The 17,411-nt window shown below is 71.2% G+C and carries 16 protein-coding genes; 13 read left to right on the forward strand and 3 right to left on the reverse strand.

The window, feature by feature from the left end:
* The first annotated feature begins 182 nt into the window (after nt 1–182).
* Nucleotides 183–1,205 carry an NAD-dependent epimerase/dehydratase family protein gene (locus tag ACIP4P_RS02640; RefSeq protein WP_400913962.1) on the forward strand — a complete coding sequence of 341 codons (1,023 nt, stop codon included), beginning with the start codon at nt 183–185 and terminating at the stop codon, nt 1,203–1,205.
* On the opposite strand, the gene ACIP4P_RS02645 is transcribed toward ACIP4P_RS02640, so the two are convergent.
* On the reverse strand, nt 1,206–2,543 hold the full coding sequence (locus ACIP4P_RS02645) for a hypothetical protein (RefSeq protein ID WP_400913963.1): 1,338 nt from the start codon (nt 2,541–2,543) through the stop codon (nt 1,206–1,208).
* A gap of 302 nt (nt 2,544–2,845) precedes the next feature.
* Here ACIP4P_RS02645 and ACIP4P_RS02650 point away from each other — a divergent pair, with 302 nt between their 5' ends.
* From ACIP4P_RS02650 to ACIP4P_RS02685, 8 genes are all read left to right on the forward strand, one after another.
* Nucleotides 2,846–3,442 (forward strand): ATP-binding protein, encoded by a 597-nt coding sequence (locus tag ACIP4P_RS02650; RefSeq protein WP_400913964.1) that lies wholly within the window; start codon nt 2,846–2,848, stop codon nt 3,440–3,442.
* A 193-nt stretch (nt 3,443–3,635) separates the two neighbouring features.
* Nucleotides 3,636–4,169, forward strand: coding sequence for a hypothetical protein (locus ACIP4P_RS02655; protein ID WP_400913966.1), 534 nt, complete (start codon nt 3,636–3,638; stop codon nt 4,167–4,169).
* 17 nt (nt 4,170–4,186) lie between these two features.
* On the forward strand, nt 4,187–4,675 hold the full coding sequence (locus ACIP4P_RS02660; RefSeq protein ID WP_400913967.1) for a hypothetical protein: 489 nt from the start codon (nt 4,187–4,189) through the stop codon (nt 4,673–4,675).
* Between the two features lie 153 nt (nt 4,676–4,828).
* Complete coding sequence (locus ACIP4P_RS02665) at nt 4,829–6,313, forward strand: Scr1 family TA system antitoxin-like transcriptional regulator (protein ID WP_400913969.1); 1,485 nt, start codon at nt 4,829–4,831, stop codon at nt 6,311–6,313.
* On the forward strand, nt 6,310–8,376 hold the full coding sequence (locus ACIP4P_RS02670; RefSeq protein ID WP_400913971.1) for a hypothetical protein: 2,067 nt from the start codon (nt 6,310–6,312) through the stop codon (nt 8,374–8,376). The genes ACIP4P_RS02665 and ACIP4P_RS02670 overlap by 4 nt, the downstream gene beginning before the upstream one ends.
* A gap of 145 nt (nt 8,377–8,521) precedes the next feature.
* Nucleotides 8,522–9,472 carry a phosphotransferase family protein gene (locus ACIP4P_RS02675; RefSeq protein ID WP_400913973.1) on the forward strand — a complete coding sequence of 317 codons (951 nt, stop codon included), beginning with the start codon at nt 8,522–8,524 and terminating at the stop codon, nt 9,470–9,472.
* Nucleotides 9,469–9,936: a hypothetical protein gene (locus ACIP4P_RS02680; RefSeq protein ID WP_400913975.1), complete on the forward strand. Its 468-nt coding sequence runs from the start codon at nt 9,469–9,471 to the stop codon at nt 9,934–9,936. Before ACIP4P_RS02675 ends, ACIP4P_RS02680 begins: the two co-directional genes overlap by 4 nt.
* A gap of 37 nt (nt 9,937–9,973) precedes the next feature.
* Nucleotides 9,974–10,861 (forward strand): hypothetical protein, encoded by an 888-nt coding sequence (locus ACIP4P_RS02685; protein ID WP_400913977.1) that lies wholly within the window; start codon nt 9,974–9,976, stop codon nt 10,859–10,861.
* Nucleotides 10,862–11,030: 169 nt separating this feature from the next.
* On the opposite strand, the gene ACIP4P_RS02690 is transcribed toward ACIP4P_RS02685, so the two are convergent.
* Both ACIP4P_RS02690 and ACIP4P_RS02695 read right to left on the reverse strand, forming a co-directional pair.
* On the reverse strand, nt 11,031–12,176 hold the full coding sequence (locus tag ACIP4P_RS02690; protein ID WP_400913978.1) for a helix-turn-helix domain-containing protein: 1,146 nt from the start codon (nt 12,174–12,176) through the stop codon (nt 11,031–11,033).
* A 3-nt stretch (nt 12,177–12,179) separates the two neighbouring features.
* Nucleotides 12,180–12,608, reverse strand: coding sequence for an NUDIX domain-containing protein (locus tag ACIP4P_RS02695; RefSeq protein ID WP_400913980.1), 429 nt, complete (start codon nt 12,606–12,608; stop codon nt 12,180–12,182).
* Nucleotides 12,609–12,782: 174 nt separating this feature from the next.
* Between ACIP4P_RS02695 and ACIP4P_RS02700 the strand changes: the two genes are divergently transcribed.
* The 4 genes from ACIP4P_RS02700 (at nt 12,783) to ACIP4P_RS02715 (ending at nt 17,398) form a co-directional block, all read left to right on the forward strand.
* Complete coding sequence (locus ACIP4P_RS02700; RefSeq protein WP_400913983.1) at nt 12,783–13,625, forward strand: TauD/TfdA family dioxygenase; 843 nt, start codon at nt 12,783–12,785, stop codon at nt 13,623–13,625.
* Between the two features lie 162 nt (nt 13,626–13,787).
* Complete coding sequence (locus ACIP4P_RS02705; protein ID WP_400913985.1) at nt 13,788–15,005, forward strand: radical SAM protein; 1,218 nt, start codon at nt 13,788–13,790, stop codon at nt 15,003–15,005.
* A gap of 30 nt (nt 15,006–15,035) precedes the next feature.
* Nucleotides 15,036–16,238, forward strand: coding sequence for a radical SAM protein (locus ACIP4P_RS02710; RefSeq protein WP_400913987.1), 1,203 nt, complete (start codon nt 15,036–15,038; stop codon nt 16,236–16,238).
* Nucleotides 16,226–17,398 (forward strand): UDP-galactopyranose mutase, encoded by a 1,173-nt coding sequence (locus ACIP4P_RS02715; protein ID WP_400913990.1) that lies wholly within the window; start codon nt 16,226–16,228, stop codon nt 17,396–17,398. Before ACIP4P_RS02710 ends, ACIP4P_RS02715 begins: the two co-directional genes overlap by 13 nt.
* Nucleotides 17,399–17,411 lie beyond the last annotated feature (13 nt).

The following is a 17,411-nucleotide window of genomic DNA, read 5'->3' on the forward strand; positions in this document are numbered from 1 at the left end:
AGCCCGGGCCCGCCGTCGCCTGGGCCAGCCGGTCGATAGTGATCTCGGTGAACCCGGCCTCATCCAGCACCTTCGTCCAGACGTGGCCCTGTGTCGGAGCCCCGGTTCCGGCACGACGGCGATTGGAGGAAACGGCACGGGAAGGTGGCGAGGGCATCTGCCGACCAGGCAGGATCGGATCCATGCGACTTCTGGTGCTGGGCGGTACGTGGTTTCTGGGGCGGGCAGTTGTGGATGGTGCTATCGCCCGCGGATGGGAGGTGACCACTTTCAGCAGAGGGCTGTCCGGCGCCCCGTCGGCCGGGGTGCACCATGTTCGTGGTGACCGGACCGAATCCGCCGACCTCCAGCGGCTGGCGGCAAACGGGCCATGGGACGCCGTGATCGACACCAGTTCGACCGAGTTGTCCCCGCAGCACGTGCTGCTTGGGGCCCAGCTTCTTCAAGCCCAAGTCAGGCACTGGGTACACGTGTCAACGGTGTCCGTCTACCAGGACTGGCCGCACGCAGAGCTGACCGAGGCAGCATCGATCCTTGAATGCCCGCCAGACGCCGACGAGACGTACGGCTATACCGGCGAGGACGGGTCACCTACCCGCTATGGATTCCAGAAGGCCGGGGGCGAGCACGCGATCACCGCGGTCTTCGGCAGCGAAGCGACCTTCCTCCGTCCGGGCGTGATCCTCGGGCCCGGCGAGTACGTCGGCCGACTTCCGTGGTGGCTGAACCGGGCTGCCAGAGGCGGCCGAATCCTGGCGCCCGCGCCAGCGGCTCGGACCATTCAGCCGGTCGACGTTCGTGACGTCGCGGTCTTCGCCCTCGACCGCGCCGTCGCGGCGGAAGGACGGGTTTTCAACGTCACGCACCCCCATGGCATCACCTTCGAAGGCTTCATCGACACCTGCTTGCACGTGACCGGTGGTGTCGGCGAAGCCGTGTGGGTGGGAGGCGACATACTGGCGGCCCATGGCGTGACCGAATGGACGGAGCTACCTCTGTGGCGCACGCACGCCGGCGTGTGGAGCGTTCGATCTGACCTGGCGGTGGCTGCCGGTGCCAGGTTCCGCCCGATCGAGGAGACGGTCGAGCAGACGTGGACGTGGCTTCGCGACGGCGGCCGACTTGTCGACCACCCGCGTCGCCACGTCCACGGAATTGCCCAGGAGAAAGAGGAGCAGCTCCTTGCCGGCCTCGTTGGGGGCTGATCAGCCTATGGCTGGCAGTGTGCCGAGCTGCGAGCGAGCTACGACCCTGGTGTAGTCCTCGATCTTCTCGGCGAGTTCGACCCGGCCGCGCTGCGGAAGAGCGAGGTCCGGACGGGCGAGGTCCTTACGCAGCGCCGCCGACCGATGGGTGACTCCTTCGACTCGCCACTCGGATCCCAGGTCGAAGACCGGTGACACGGCCTCGATCGCGCCGTCGAACTCGCTGGCCAGAAGCCGCGCGCGTCCCAGATCGATCGCGGCTTGCGCGAGGTCGGTCACTTCCTGTGGGGTCAGGCGACCGGCAGTCTGCTCCTGGAGCATGAGGTCGATCGCCTCCTGAGCGGCGGCGGCCGCGGCCTCACCGTCGTCGATCAGCAGGTGGGTCGTCGCGTTGCTCATCAGTGCCCGCCGGCGGGAGAACCCGAACTCGCCTCCGACTCCATCGTGGAGATCATCACGGGAGCCTGTGTCCACGATGAGTGCTTCCTCGGCCGCCAGGCGGGCGCTGCCAGCATCCCCGACGTGGGCATACGCACGAGCGGAGATCGCTGCCAGACGGCGGCACGCGGTGTCACCCAGGCCAGAAATTGACCGGGCCTCTTCTACGTGTCGAACTGCTTGTGCAGGGCGGCCTGACCAGTAGGCCAGGATGGCCAGGTTCCCGAGGGCGTAGGCACGCAGGGCGCCATCTTCGATGATCTTGGCGTACATGGCGGCCGTCCGGGCATAGCCGGTAGCTGCTCGCGTCGACCCGAGATCGAAACTGGCAGTAGCGAGAACCGCTGCCGCCTGCCCGGCCGCCCGGTAGAGGCGTTCCTGCTGGGTAAGGATCTTGGTCTGCTCCAGCAGACCCGTCGCCGTCGCGAGCAGCGTGTTAGCCCTCCCGTACACCGCGAAGGGGGGAGTCGTGTGGTAGTCGGAAGCGAGGGCGAAGGTGTCGTCCTCGATCTCGTCGATCGTCATGTCTTCGACGTTGCTGGCCGCGGCCTGTGAAGCGCGTTCGGCAGCCCTGCGTGCGTCCATTTCAAGATCGCCTTCATTGAGCGTGTACCCGGTGACCGGCGGCGGAGGAGCACAACGATCGGCCGAGGTGAGTAACTCCAGCACAGTTCGTCCGGGGAACATGCGCTGCAGCACCACCGGTGCGGGTCGGCGCGGGATGCCCTTCAGGCCGCCGTTGCGCCAGCGCGTCACCGTCATCGCGGACAGGTCGGGTGCATGAAAGTCCCGGTTGCCAGTCTCCTTCAGCAACACGGCGCAGGTCGATCGGTAGCGATCGATGAACTCTTCAGTGGTCTCCCCGTTTGAAGATAGAAGTACACCCAAGAGACTCTGCACGTCTGGCTCCTGTGACTGATGCCGCCCTGCCCGGTGTGGTGCCTAGCACCAGTTTCACCAACGAGAGCTCCGCGCGCGATAAGCGTTATGGAGTGGTGCCGAAGTGTTGCTGGTCGACGCTGAGCCAACATCAAGTGATGGGCTCCACGTTGTAGTTCTGAGCAGGACCGCGCCGTCATTGTGGATCACCGCAGCAACGCAGGTCAGGATCTGCCGGCCACTGGCCGTGTGAGGTCGATGGCCGGAGCGCCGCCCATCGAGGCGGCCCGGGAACACCTGCCCACATACAGCCCGGAGGATCCATGCACCGCGTTTTCGAGTACAGGGCCCCGCTGAGAACCGCCTCGGTGGGGGCCATTCGCAACCTGCTCGCGGCCCAGATCGTAAAGGCCGGAATCGTTCTGGACGAGGAACGAGCATACGTACTCCGACTCGGCTCGTCGGAGCTTGTCGACAACGCCACGAAGCACGGAGGTCGCGAACGCGACTCCCAGGACGCCGAGTTGCTGATCGAAGGGGATGTTGACCACGAACGCAGGCGACTGCGGATCACGGTCACAGATCCTGGCGTGACCGTCCCGCGCATGCTCGGGTGCGACGACGTGAGCGCGACCGGCGGTCGGGGCTTGGTCGTCGTAGCCGGCTACGCGGACGACATCGACTGGTGCCAGCGGTTCGACGGAGGAAGGCCGATTGGCTGGTCCGTCTGGTTTGAGCTGGACGTTCAGGAGCTTCCCTTGGACTTCGGTCAGGCCACCGCTGAGGCGGAAGTGCAGCCGGATGCCAAGGTCTTGGCGATACCGAGTCGGCGTTCCGTGGGGACATCCACCTACAGCCGCCGACGGATGACCGCCTGGGGGCGGCGGGTCCGCGGTGCCAAGGAGCACCGCGCCGCGTAGGACGCTGACCAACCCGAAGCGGGTGTGGCTCCGTTCGTCGGGAGCGGCGCCGCAGGGCCGATCAAGGGTCGGCCTTCACACCCGCCCCGTTGCCTTCCCCAACCCGCAGTGAGGGGAGGCAGCGGGCCGCCCGGCTGCCCCCGGCCGGGGGCAGCCGGGCAACGCCCTCGAACCCTCGGATGGGAAGGACAGGATGAGCACGCCCACCAGGGTTCCGCCCCACGTGGCCGGTGGCCGGTGGCTCGCCGGTGTCGCCAGCAGGCCCGGCCAGATCCGGGGCTACTGGCGGCGTGGCCAGCCCGCTCCGGTACAGGTGAGCTGCCGCTTCGACGTCGTGATGGTCGTCGGCTACACCCTGACCCAGGCGGTCCTGGACGAACTACGCAGCAGCGGGCAGATGATCGGTCCGGTCCTGTACGACCATGGCGCCGAGACCAGTTCCTGGCTGGTGCCGGTGCGGCCCGGAGCCGCCTGGCAGATGCCGTTCACGGTGCTGCTGACCGCTCCTGCGGACGGCCGCGAACCGCCACTGGTCGCCATGCCGGCACCCGGTGTTGGACGGGTCGGCTCCCTGGAGTGGCTTGTCCAACCGGACGGCAGCGGGACGCTGACCCGCCACTCCGACCTCGCGGTCGCGCTGCGCCTGGCGCGCCCCGCCCTGAATCGCTCAGGCCCGGCGGCCAGCCCGGGCCGTCTCTCGAACTCGCATGCATGGAGGACAAGTTGACCGCGATCGTTCCGACTGTGCTTCTCGCGCGGCAGGTGGTCGAGGGCATGCGCTGGATCGGTGCGCAGACCAGCGACCCGGACGCGACCCGCAGGGCGTGGGCGAGGGGACGGGCGGTGCCCGTCCCGGCCGGCCGGGCCTTCGCCGTGGTGAGGCTTCCGGAGCCGCTGGGCCGCGCGGCCGTTCGCGCGCTGCTCGACAGCGACCACAGCCTCGTCGGCCCGGCGCTCGTCAACCACACGGAGGACGTCGTCGAGATCTTCGTGCCCATCACCCCGGCCGTGTGGCAGGGCCCGAACGCCGAGTTGATCGACGGGAGTCGGGCCTCGTCCCGGATGATCAAAATTCCCCCGCCCAGCCGCCGCGCGGACGGACGGGAATGGCTGTGCCCGCCCCGGGCCCTTCCCGGCTGCTCGGCCGTCCTCACCGACCCGTACCGCCTCGCCGAGGTCGTGGCCGTCGCCCGCAACGCGCTCCTGGCCGGCGGCTACCGGCTCGGCCCCTGATACCTCCCGCTTCTGACCGTTGCCCCGGGCGCGGTCAGCAGCGGGGCACCACCGTGCCCGTCCCGCCGGGTCGACCGGCGGCACGGCTCGCCGCCGGTTCGGGCCGACGACTTCCCTTCCCTCCCGCACGATGACGACCCCCAGGAGCCAGTGATGGCCAACGGCACCGCCTACGAGGCCTTCCAGAGGCTGGCCGCGCCGAAGTTACGGCCCGAGACGCGGTTCGAGGACGGCGTTCCGCTGCTGTTCGTGGACGAGGCTGCCGACGCCATCGCGGCCGAGCTTCCCCCGCTCGGCGGACCCACGCTGACCAGTCCGGCGCTGGACCTGCTCGCCGCGTCCGTGACACGCACCGCCGTGCGCCTGCGGCGCGCCGACCCCATGGACCCCCGGGCCGCGCTGTTGGACCTGCTGGCCGACGAACTCCGCGACGCCGAGGCGGAGATGGAGGAGGGTGACCACGCGGCGGCGGTGGGCCGCGTGCGCCGGGTGTGCCTGATGGCGCTGTGCCTGGACGAGATCGCCAGCCACGTGCCGGTGGACGGCGGGCGACCCGCCGGGACGGCATCGCTGCCGCCGGGACGGCCCCGGTTACGAGCCCTGGAACCCGCCGTGCCGCGACTGGCCACGACCTTCTCGCCGGGGCCCGGACGGCCGGTGCCCGACGTGCCGTGGGCGGGCCCGCGCCTGGGCGACATCCTCCTCGGGGCGCACTTACAGCACCTGCGCGAATGCCAGGACCTCTCCTGGGCCCAGATCGCCGACCGCCTTCCCGCCGCCTTCCGTGCGCACGCCGGCACCATTGCCGACCTGGAGGCCGGTACCGGTACGGCTCTGCGCGAGGCCGCACACCGGGGTCGGCTCGGCGCCTACCTCCACGCCTACGGCGCGGGCGCGGTCGCCACCGCCGACTTCCACCAGCTCCTGGTGGACGCCGAACTGGCCCGGCCGGGCTACGCGATCGACCGGGGGCCGGGCCGCCCGCACCGCTACCAGCTCCTGGAGCAGAGCGCGGACACCGTGCTGCTCCTCGGGGCCGTCCTGGTCCCCGCCGCGCTGCGCACCCCCGCCTACGCGATCGCCGCGTCCCTCGACGCCCCCGCACTGCGCGTCCCGGGCAACGTTCCACCACCCCAGGTGGCGCCCGTGCTGGAGGCCGGGTGCCCCCTGTGCCGGATCTACCGGGCGGACCTGCTCCTGTACCCGGATGCCGCCAGCGCCTGGCAGCTGGGGGTGGCCAACGAGCAGGCCGTCGCGTTCGACGAGCGCCTGCGGCGCTCGAAGGCGCCGGAAACGACGGTGATCCTCGACTGGAGCGTGCTGGACCGCCGTTTCGGCGGCCCCAGAGTCCACGCCGAGCAGATGCTCCACCTCGTCGGCCTGGCCCGCACCACCGCGCTGAGGGTGCGCGTGCTGCCCCTCAACGACGGGTACCTCGCGCGGCACGACTTCGCCATCCTGCGCACCGGCGAGCAGACCCTGACCGCTTCCTGGGGGCTGTTCGACGTGACGTACCAGGAAGGCCCTGCCCACCCCCGAGCGGCAATGGCGCTGGAGCGGGCGCTGCCGCCGGACACCAGCATCGAGATGCTGGACCGCGCGGCGGCCGCAGACCTGCCGGGGCGGAGGCTGTGGTGATCAGCAACGCCATCTCCAGCGGCACGGTCGTGGGGGCCGCCGTGCAGGCGGGCACGATCAACGGCGGGATCACCCTTTACAACCCGCCCTCGCGGCCGGTTCCGCGTCAGCTTCCGCGCCACCGCGCCCTGGTCGACCGCCACGACGACACCGCACGCCTGGCCGCGCTGCTCGACGCGGAGGACCCCCGGCCCGTCCTGATCACCGGCCCGCCCGGCATCGGCACCACGATGCTGGCCCTGCACCTGCTCCACCAGCGCGACACCCCGCCCGGAGGGCAGCTGTACGCCGACCTCGGCGCCCACAGCACCACCGGCCCGGCCCGCCCCGAGGACGTCACCGCCCGCTGGCTGCGCGCCCTCGGCATCACCACACCGCCGCCAGACCTGGAGGAGGCGAGTGCCCTGCTGCGCAGCCTCACCACGGACAGGGCCGTGGCGGTGCTGCTGGACAACGCCGCCTGCGACGAACAGGTGCGGGCGCTGCTGCCCGCCGGCCGGTCCCTGGTCGTCGTCACCTCCCGTACCCCACTGACGGGGTTGCTCGCGGAGGGTGCCCACCACCACCGCCTCGGTGCGCTGCCGCCCGAGGCCGCCCGCGAGTTGCTCGCCGCCACCGCCGGACAAGCCGGGGAGGGACAGGACCTCGACGCCCTGGCCGCGCCGTGCCGCGGCGTGCCGCTCGCCCTCACCCTGACCGGCGCGCGCCTCGCCGCCGGCCACACCATTCCCACGGCCCCCGCGGCCGACCTACCGCTGGACGACCTCGTGACCCACGCCCTCGACCAGGCCTATGACGCCCTGGACGACCCCGCTGCCCGCTTCTACCGCGACCTCGGAACACAACCTCTCCCAGGGGCGAGCGTCGACGCCGCCATGGCGGGCGCCGTCTCCCGGACCGACCCGGCCGCCACCGCCGAGCACATCGCCACCCTCACGCAGAGCGGGCTCCTTCTCGACGTCGACGCCGGGGAGGGTCTCTTCCGGTTCGCGCTCTCCGACGGCCGCCTGCATGCCGCCGCCCTCGCGCGCCGGACCGACACCGCCGAACAGACCGACGCTGGCCGCCGCCGGGCCCTGGACTGGCTGCTCGCCGAAGCCTTCGCTGCCTCCCGTGCCGCGCACCCCTTCCGGCACCACGCCGAGCCGCGCCTGCTCTACCCGCCCCCGCACCGCGCCGCCCTCACCACCCCGGAGCAGGGCCTCGCCTGGCTGCGCACCCGCGGCCCCTACCTGCGCACCGCCCTGGAAGTCGCCGACGCCCACGGCCTCGACGACATCACCGCGCACCTCGCCCACGCCTACTGGCCCTGGCTCCTGCGCGAACGCAACTACCCACTGTGGACGGCGACGTACGACCTCGCCGTCCCGGCCGCCACCCGCCTCACCACGACGGCCCCCGGCCCCGCCAGCCGCTGGCTGCTGGCCGACCTGCTCGGCGCCCGCTCCAACGTCCGCCGCGCCACCGGCGACTACAGCGGCGCCACCGACGACCGCCGCGCCGCCCTCACCATCGCCACCGAAGACCACGACCGCGAAGGCCAGGCCCAGCACCTCCAGGGCCTGGGCCGCGTAGCCCTGGCGGCCGGCGAACACGGCCTCGCACGCGTCTACCTGACCGAGGCGCTGCGCCGATGCGCCGAGCTGGGCACCGGCCGCGACACCGGAGTCATCCGCGTGGCGCTCGCCGTCGCCCTGCACACCACCGGCGCCAACGACGCCGCTCTGGCTCACCTGCGCTTAGCGCACGAGGAACTGCGCGCGTGCGGCGACGATCTGAACGCCGGCCGGGCCCTCGCCTGGAAAGGTCGGGTCCTGGCCCAGAGCGGAGAGCACCGCCTCGCCGCCCACGATCTCGCCTCCGCCCACAACCTCTTCATCGCCCAGCACGCCCACGCCTGGCAGGGCCGGGTCCTGCTCTGGACGGCCGAGAGCCAGGGCGACCAGGGACACACGGACACCGCCGCCGACCTGCTCCGCCGCGCCCGCGACCTGTGCGCCGACAGCCCGGCCGACCTGGCCGACATCGCCACCGCCGCCAAGCGTCTGGGGGTCGACCTGTGATCGCCGTGCGCTCCGGTGAACCGCCGAGGCCGGGCACCGGCACCACATAACAGGCCCGATCCGCCTATGGCAGGTACCGGGCCGCGCCCCGGTACCTGCCGGCGCCATAGACATGATCCCAACTTCCCTTATTTATAGGAGACTTGTGACACCCGAGGAAAGTTGCGCGGCCGTCATCGCCACAGCTCGGCGCCAGGGGCTGGACGCGCGGCGCGCCGTCCTGCTCCAGGCCGGCGCCCATCACACCTGGCGCCTGCCCGCGTCCGGAGCCGTCGCGAAGGTCTGGCGCCCTGGCACCGCCGCCGAGACCGCCCTGCGCGAAACGCAGGTAGCGCGGTGGCTGCTGCGCAACGGCATCCAGGCCCCTCGCCCGGTCGGCACGTCCGGCTACCCGCTCGTGCACTCAGACCGCTACCACCTCCAGGTCACCTTCGCCGAGGACCTCGGTGATCGGGAACCCCGACCGGCCGACCTTGCGCACGTCCTGCACCGGCTGCACCAGCTCGGCATCCCCGCAGGTCTCGGGTTGCCGACGTTCAACCCGTTTCCGGCGCTGGCCCGGCGCATCAAAGACCTGCCGCCGGGCGCACTGCACCCCGACCAGGAGCGGCGCCTGCGCGCGCTGCTGGCCGAAGCCCGAGTCGCCTGGCTCGACGCGCACCCCGGCCCGATGTGCGTCATCCACGGCGACGCCGCACCCAGCAACTGCATCATCACTCCACGCGGGCCCGCCCTGATCGACTTCGAGCGCACAGCGATCGGGCCCCGGCCGTGGGACGTGGCCGCCGCAGGGTGGCGGCGCGATGTCTTCGCCACGCCGGGCGAGGAGTTCGAGGAGTTCACCACCACCTACGGCCACGACGCCACCGCCGACGACGGCCGCACCTACCGCGCGATGACTCCCGCCTTCGCTCTCAGCGCGTGGCTCTTCTTCGCCGAGCACACCCGCATCGAGCCCGACCTCCAGGACGAGGCCGACCGCCGGCTGGCCACCATCCTCACCTCCCCCCTGCCCCCCTTCCCCTGGTCCTGGCGCTCCGCCTCCCACGCCATAGCGGACGCTGCCCGGGCCGTGCAGCCGGAGCCCGCGACGTGAGCGCCAGCCCGTCGGCCGTGCCCGGCGAGCACGCCGCCGCCCTCGTCGCCCGCACCGGCGTCCCCGTCCTCCTGCTCGTCGCCCAGCTCACCCTGCCGACCCTGACCGCCGGGACCGGAGGCGACCCGCGCCGCTACACCTCCACCACCGCGCTGTACGACCACGGCGTGCGCACCGAGGTCCACGCCCCGGGAGGGCTGAACCCCGCACTGCTCGTCCGCCGGACCCTGCCCGGCGCCTCGAAGACCGTCAGCGCCTACCTCGCCACCCCAGGTGAGATGGCGCGGGGAGTCGAGGTCCGCCACGACGGCCTGATCGCCCGCGCCGCGACGTGGCACGGCTGGACCCTGCTCCAGCTCACCCGCGACCACCCGGACCACGGCGCCTTCCCGGCGCTGCGGCTCGTCGGCGCGGACTCCCTCCCGACCGGCCGCCCCGGCCACCCCTACCGCTCGACCTACTAACTCAAAACCATTGACCCGTAACCGAATTGGACGCCCATTGACCACCTTCGCCTTCCGCAATGACGCCTCCATCGACGTCGCTGAGTACGCCCGCTACTGCGGTCTCATGGAAGCCGCCGCCCCGCTGGTGGCGGATCTGTCCGGCCTCGCTCTGCCCCAGCGCATCGTCGCTTGCCCTGTCACCCCGGAGCAGTTCGTCAAGCGGCAGGTGGAGGACGCCGTGCTGCGCTTGCGCCGCGCTCTCGACGGGGTGCCGGAAGGGCTGCTGGCCGACACCATGGCCACCGCGATGCTCGACCAGAGCCGCATCACCGTCGAGCGGATGGTCTCCCGCTTCTACCCGACGTGCCGTGCCGCGGTCCTCGTGAGGGAGGACGGCCTTGAACTCACCTTCATGCCCGAGGTGTACGACCGGCACCTGCACCCGAGTGAGCGGCAGCTGACCACGATCTTCGCGCACGAGATCACACACCTGGCACAGCTCGCTCTCCGGCCCGAACTGGCCGTCACACCGCTCACGTTCAACATGATCGACGGTGGCGCCGGGCTTCCCCACACACACCACCGCGCCCTGGAAGCCCTCGTCGAGGGCCACGGCCAGTACGTCGAACGCCAGACCTCCAAGGCCCTCTGCGGACAGGCGGTCATCGGCGCCCTGCCCGGCGAGCCGGAACTCAGCGAGCACCTCCTCGAACTGCGGGCCGACCCGGCCATGTCCACGAACGCACCGTGCTACGACAAGGGCGAGCAGTTCATCGCGGCCGCGATCGAAGCCGGCGGACACGCGCTGCTGCGCCTCGTGCTCGAACGCGACGACCTGGTACCGACCAACGCCGACCTCGACGACCCGTCCCAGTGGCTCACCCGCAACCAGGCGGCCATCGAGTCTGCCACGACCAGGGGAATGTCCGTCGCCTCCGCGTAGGGGCCAACGCACCGCAGACGGCGAGGTCGGCCCGATGCCCGCGCGTCGGGCCGGCCTGGCCACTCACTGGTCAACGTCACACCCGTGGGACGAAATGGAGGGCTTCACGGTGATGAACCACCTTCTTTGTCGCGGCGTTCCTGTCGCGCGGTGGGGTGGGCGGCTGCGGTCAGGCCGCTATGGCCGCCCTCAGTTCTGCCAGGGCGGCTTGGGCCTCCTCGTGGACGTTCGGCAGATCTCGGCTTGCGCGCACCACTCGCTGGATCTGGTGCGGCAGCCGGTGTTCTACCGCTCCCCGTACGGCCGCGGTCAGGGTCTCCTGGGCGGCCTGGTGGTCGCCCCGCTGGGCGAGGACTTGGCCCGCGGTGATGGCGGAGATGATGCGCCACTGCGTGGTCGTGTGGAGCTGGGGAGCCGGTGCGTGCTCCAGGACGCGGACGGCTTCCCGGATCCGGCCAGTGGCGGCGAGGCCCCGGACGTGGACCTCATGGTGACTGAAGGGCGAGAACAAGGACGTCGTTCGCGCCACGTCCAGCAGCCGTTTGCCTTCGGTGACCGCGTCGTCGAACACGGCCTGGTGTCCGGCGCTGCCGGCGGCGCGGGCCAGCAGGATGACGGCCTCGGCCCGCTCGTCCGGGGTGCGGGCGCAGTCCCGGGCCCGGGTGAGCCGGTCGACGGCGGCCCCCAGGAGACGGGCCTTGCGCAGCTCGTTGCCGTGGTGGCGCAGGGCGTAGGTGTGCAGGGCCGGATCGCCGAGGCGCCGGGCGACGGTCAGTCCCTTACCCGTCCAGCGGGCCGCGGTGGCCAGGCGTTCGTCGGGCAGGACATGGCCCAAGGCGACACCCAGGCCGACGCGGGCACGGGCGAGCAGCCGCAGCACATCCAGCTCTGTGCGGCCGCCGGAGACGCGGGCCTCCAACCGGGCAACCAGCGGCCACAGCTCATCGACGGCGGCACTGGCCTGGCCGCCCTGGCGGGCGATCTCGGCCAGCCGCAGGACGCTCTCCCCGAACTGGATCACGGCGTGGTGGTCTGCGTCCGCGTTATCGGTGACGCCGAAGCAGTGCGGCGGGAGGCGGAGCCGGTCGGCGATGTGCCGCAGCGCGCCGATGTCGGTGATGGTGCGCGATCCGGTCTCCACCCGGGACACGTAGCTGGTGGAGTAGCCGAGGAGGTCCGCGAGTTCCTGCTGAGGCAGGCCGTGGAGCTCGCGGTAGAAGGCGAGAATTCCCGCCAGGCTTCTCTGGCGCAGGATGTGCTGGGCGCGGGGTGTGGTCCAGTGCCACTGGATGCCGTCGCGTGGCGCGGGCTCCACGGGTCAGTCCCGGTCGAGGAGTGCGTACCAGCGGGCGATGGAATCCTTGTAGCCCTGCGGCATGACGAGCGTGTCGACCTCGTGCCGGTGGTAGAGCCCAGCCTCCTTGTGCTCGTGGCTGATGACCGGGGGCTCCTGGGTGCCAGTGGAGACGCAGCCGTAGGTGACGATGAAGACGCGCCGGCCGGGCAACGGCTCGTACATCCAGGTGTCGAGCAGCGTGGTGGCGGTGGCCGTCCAGCCGCTCTCCTCGCGGATCTCGGTCTCCACCCGCTCGATGGGGGTCTCGTCGCCTTCGAGCTTGCCTCCGGGCAGTTCCCACTCCTGCCTCTCGTTCCGCAGGAGCAGCACGCGCCGCTCGTCGTCGAGGACGACCCCCTTGATCGAGATCGCGAACTTCGCTGGGACGTAAGGATGTTCGGTCTGGATCACGCTGTCCTCCATGATGAGCGGCCAGGCGCCGGTCTCCCGAACGTAGCAGCCCTGGGCCGCCCGGCCGCACTCGCACCCCGTGATCGCTGGTTGACAATTTGTCACTGTACGGCGGCGGTGGCCGCCGAGGACAGTGGTGCTCTCCCGTCCCAACTTCTGACCAGGGGGATCCCCATGTTCTCGATTGCCCTCGGGGTGGACTTCTTCGCGCTGGACTCGTCCACGGCGCCCCCTCATGAGCTGCGTGATCTTCTGGGGGCCGCGCTGCGGGAGCGCGGCGCGACCGGACTGGCTGGTCTGCGCGGCCGCGACGACGTTCTGGAAGCCGCCCGCCTGCTGTTGGCCGATCTGAGCTCTCACCGGCACAGCGGGCCGGACAGGCTGACCACGATCCGCGACACCGGTCTCCACGGCCGCCACGCGGGTCTGGCCGGGCTGGGCCGCAGCGACCTCGCAGTCCACACCGAGAGCGCCCAACTGCCGATCCCGCCTCGCCTGGTGATCCTCGCCTGCCTCCAGCCCGGCCGTGCCGGCGGGGAGAGCATCCTCGTCGACGGGCACGCCGTGCTCGGCGAGCTGGCCGCTTTTCGGCCCGCCGCGCTGGAGACACTGTCCGCGCCGAGGTCGGCCTACTTCGGCGGCGCCGACGGGCTGTTCGCTCCCATCTTGGAGAACCTTCCCTCTCGGCGGTGGCGCATCCGCTTGCGCCAGGACGAACTCGCCCGCTTCTCACCGCAGGCGCAGGCCCAGATGCCCGCGCTGCGGACCGCGATCGCCCGGCACACCGTCTCGGTGCGCTTGGCGGCCGGGCAGGCGATCATCCTCGACAACCACCGCCTGTTGCACGGTCGTGCAGCGTTCACCGGGGAGCGGCTGCTGCTGCGCGCACTCGGACCGGCTCACAGCGGACTCGGCCTGGAAGCCGGATTCACCGCGCCGTGGAGCACGGCCGAAGGCGCCGAGAACCCGGTGCGAACGGGCACGGCGCCCACCACCGGAGCGGCCCCGCAGCCGTAACACCCCGTCGAACGGGGGCGGTGCGGCGACGTCGCGTCCGTGTCGGGCAGGCAGGTCGAACCACGTCCCGGCACCCACCCTGACCATCGACAGCTGAACACCACCAAAGGCCAGCGGAGTTGCCATCCCGGCGGCCTTTCCTCTCGGAACCAGGAGGCCCCTGTGTCCAACACCCCCCAGGTCCACCGCACGCTGCCGCTGCTGAACAGGCAGGCAGGGGACGGCTGTGGCCCGCAGCCGGCCGTGATCGCCGAGGACGTCGCCACGATCACCTCCGGTGCCCGCACGAAGGCCGAACGCCTCGGCTACCTCTACGCCTCGATCGAGCGCGGCCACCGCTTCCGGCACATGTTCGACCCGCTGCGCCTGCTCCAGCAGCAGGGCGTGATCGAGGCCTACCACCGCGGGGAGAACCCGTTCCCCCGCAGCGTCGAGATCGACATGGCGAACACGTGCAACCACCACTGCTCGTTCTGCATCTACTCCTCGCTCCACTCCAAGGAACGCAGCGAACGCATGACGCCCGAGCGGCTGTTCACCCTGATCCGGGAACTCGGTGTGCTCGGCGTGACCTCGATCCTGTTCGTCGGCGGCGGCGAGCCGATGACCCATCCGAAGGCGACCGAGGCGATCGAACTCGCCGCGAGCCTGGGCATGTCGGTGGGACTGGTCACCAACGGCTCCCGCGTCCTTCCCGAACTCGCCCCGCGGATCAAGCAGGCCGCCACCTACGTGCGGTTCTCCCTGGACGCCGCCGACCCGGCTCTGCACAAGCGGCTGCACGGCAACGACGACCACCACCGGATCATCCGGAACCTGCGGGCCCTCGTGCAGGCGCAGGGGCCGTGCACGGTCGGCACCGGCTTCTTCATCAACGACGGCAACGTCCACGACCTCCTCGCCTGCGGCCGACTGGTGAAGGACAGTGGCGCCGACTACATCCAGTACAAGTCCTACTCCGGCGTGGCCATCGGCCCCGACCTGCACGAGCGGATGCTCGACAACCTGGAGCAGGCCCTTGCCCTGGACGATGAACGCTTCGACGTCCACATCGTCGACCGGATCTTCTCCAACGACACCCACCAGGTCCGGGGCTATACCCGGTGCCACTGGCAGCAGTTCAAGCCGGTGATCGGCGCTGACGGCAACGTGTTCCTGTGCGCGCAGAAGCGCACCCGCACCAAGGACGGAGAGGGCATCGCCGGCGTCATCGGCAACATCTACGAGAAGTCGTTCGAGGAGATCTGGACCGGCGAGCAGCGCCGCCGGGTCGTCGAGGAACTGCGGCTGAAGGACTGCCCTTTCTGCGTCCACCACCCGCAGAACGAGTTGATCGAGTTCCTGGGCACCTTCACCGCACCGCACCGCGCCTTCTTCTGACCACGCCCCACCCCGAATGGGGGACACACGGTGGACACCCCGAACGCGAATCCGGCCGGACCGGCGGGCTTCGAGCAGATCACCACTACCGCGGCGCCGGCCGCGTACTCTTCGGCCGCCAAGGTCCTGCATGCCGCACAGCGGCTCTTCCCCGACCGGCAGCCGCCGCGCGAGGTGCGGATCGCCCGCGCGCCCTGGTCGCTGGAGATGTACCTGACGATGCTCTGCAACGTCACCTGCGTGCACTGCTACGCCAAGAAGCGCAACGAGGAGTACGGCTTCGCGGACATGCCGTTGGAGATGGCCGACCGCCTTCACGCCTCGATCGAGCGGATGGGCGTGCGCGGCGTGCAGTACTGCGGCGGCGGGGAGCCGACGCTGTGGCACGGCGGCCTGGTCGCCGACTACATCGCCCGCCTGGACAAGGCGACCACCCGCGCCGGCATGGCCTCCAACCTGATCCGCGGCACCGCGCTGGCCCGCTCCGAGGTGCTGGAGCGGATGACCTTCATCGAGGCCGCCGTCTTCGCCTACGACGACGCCACCTATCGGCAGGTCGCCGGAGGGAAGAAGTCCCAGAGCGCGATGGAACGCGCCGTCCGGGAGATCCGTGCCGTGCGGGACGCGGCCGGGCTCCAAGGGCCGAAGGTCAACGCCAAGGTGCTGATCAACAACGTCAACTACACCTGGCTGGAGCGGATCTACGACTGGGCCGAGCGCACCGGCTTCGACAACATCCACATCCGGCTCGTCGACGACTACGAGAACCTCGGCGGCTTCACCCTCAACGCGGCACAGCGCGAGTCCTTCCGCGCCGACCTGGAGCACCTGGCCGACCAACGGGGCCTCGCCTCCTGGAAACGGCAGATCCCGCACATCATGGGCGAAGGGGCGAAGGGAGCCGCAGGGCCGCACCGCTGGTGCTGGACGGTGGCGGCCGGCCTGAACTGCTGGGTGCTCGCCAACGGCGAGGTCTACGCCTGCGGCCCGCAGTGGGGCCGGCAGGAGTACCTGATCGGGAACCTGAACGACGCCGACCTGGAGGACATCTGGGGGAGCGAGCGGCACCACGAGGTCGCCCGGCGGCTGATCGCCAACATGGGCCTGTCCGGCTGCTACAAGCTCGGCTGCCGCCACATCCACCAGACTCGCGCGATCGACGCCTGGACGGCGGGAGACCTGCCGACCCCGGGCCCGGAGGAGTTCGCGGACCAGCACGCGTGGTTCCTGTGACCGGCACGGGCATCGCGGACGTGGCGATCGTCGGCGCCGGGCTGTTCGGCCTGACCCTCGCGGAGCGGCTCACCGTCGCCCTGCCCGGGATCAGCGTCCTCGTCGTGGAGGCCACGGGGCGCATCGGCGGCCTGTGCTCCTCCCAGTGGCACGAACGCCTGGGCGTGCACGTCCACCCGCGCGGCACCCACGTCCTGGCCACCGACGATGCGAAGGTGTGGGCGTTCGCCGCCGCCCACACCCGCGTCATCCGCTACCGCCACCACGTGCACGCCGCCTACCGCGGCCGGCTCATCCCGCTGCCGCTCGGCCTCGAAGCCGTCGAAGCCGTCTTCGGCGGCCCTCTGGCCGCCGACGAGGCACGCCGCCTGGTCGACGCCGACCGTGCTCCCTACCGGCATCCGGCCCCGGCCACGGTCGAACAGGCCGCACTCGGCGAACTCGGCCCGCGCCTGTACGAGGCGTTCGTGCACCACCACGTCGCCAAGCAGTGGGGCGCCGACCCGGCGGACCTCGCCCCCGAGGTGTTCACCAGCCGCTTCGGCCTGCGCTACACCCGGGGCAACCGCTACCACCAGCACGCCCGATGGCAGGGCCTTCCCGCAGGAGGCTGGGGCAGCATGCTCCACCGCCTCGCCGACCGCTCCGGCATCCGCGTCCAGCTCGGCCACGAAGCCGACGCGAGCGACCCGCCGCCGTTTCGGCATGCCCTGGTCGTCACCAGCCCGATCGACGCGTGGTTCGGCCACCGGCTCGGCCGCCTGGAACGCCGCAGCCTCGCCGTCGACTGGCGACCCACCAGAACCAGGACGGCGCCCACCGCGCCCACCGTCACCTACCCCGACCCCGCCGTCCCTTACTACCGCACCCACACTCCCTCCCTGCTTCCCGGCGCGGCCCCCACCCTGACCAGCCGCCAGGTCCTCGTCGGCTACGAGCGCGCCGGCACCGGCGAGCGCCAGGTCGACTTCGTGCTGCGCAGCCCCGGCAACCTCGACCTCGCGGACGCCTACCGCACGCTCGGCCAACAGCTCAACGGCGACGGGCAGTTCTTCGCAGGCCGCGGCACCACCTTCTACGACGACATGGCCACCACCATCGCCGCCGCGATGCACCTCGCCCGCCGGCTCACCACCCGCCTGCGCACCGTCCACACCTGACCGCGAACGAGAA

This window comes from Kitasatospora sp. NPDC089509 (genome assembly GCF_044749365.1).
Taxonomy (GTDB): domain Bacteria; phylum Actinomycetota; class Actinomycetes; order Streptomycetales; family Streptomycetaceae; genus Kitasatospora.

Excerpts from the sequence above, each read along its gene's own strand:
- ACIP4P_RS02640 (WP_400913962.1), top strand. The coding sequence starts at position 183 with ATGCGACTTCTGGTGCTGGGCGGTACGTGGTTTCTGGGGCGGGCAGTT.
- ACIP4P_RS02650 (WP_400913964.1), top strand. The coding sequence starts at position 2,846 with ATGCACCGCGTTTTCGAGTACAGGGCCCCGCTGAGAACCGCCTCGGTG.
- ACIP4P_RS02655 (WP_400913966.1), top strand. The coding sequence starts at position 3,636 with ATGAGCACGCCCACCAGGGTTCCGCCCCACGTGGCCGGTGGCCGGTGG.
- ACIP4P_RS02665 (WP_400913969.1), top strand. The coding sequence starts at position 4,829 with ATGGCCAACGGCACCGCCTACGAGGCCTTCCAGAGGCTGGCCGCGCCG.
- ACIP4P_RS02700 (WP_400913983.1), top strand. The coding sequence starts at position 12,783 with ATGTTCTCGATTGCCCTCGGGGTGGACTTCTTCGCGCTGGACTCGTCC.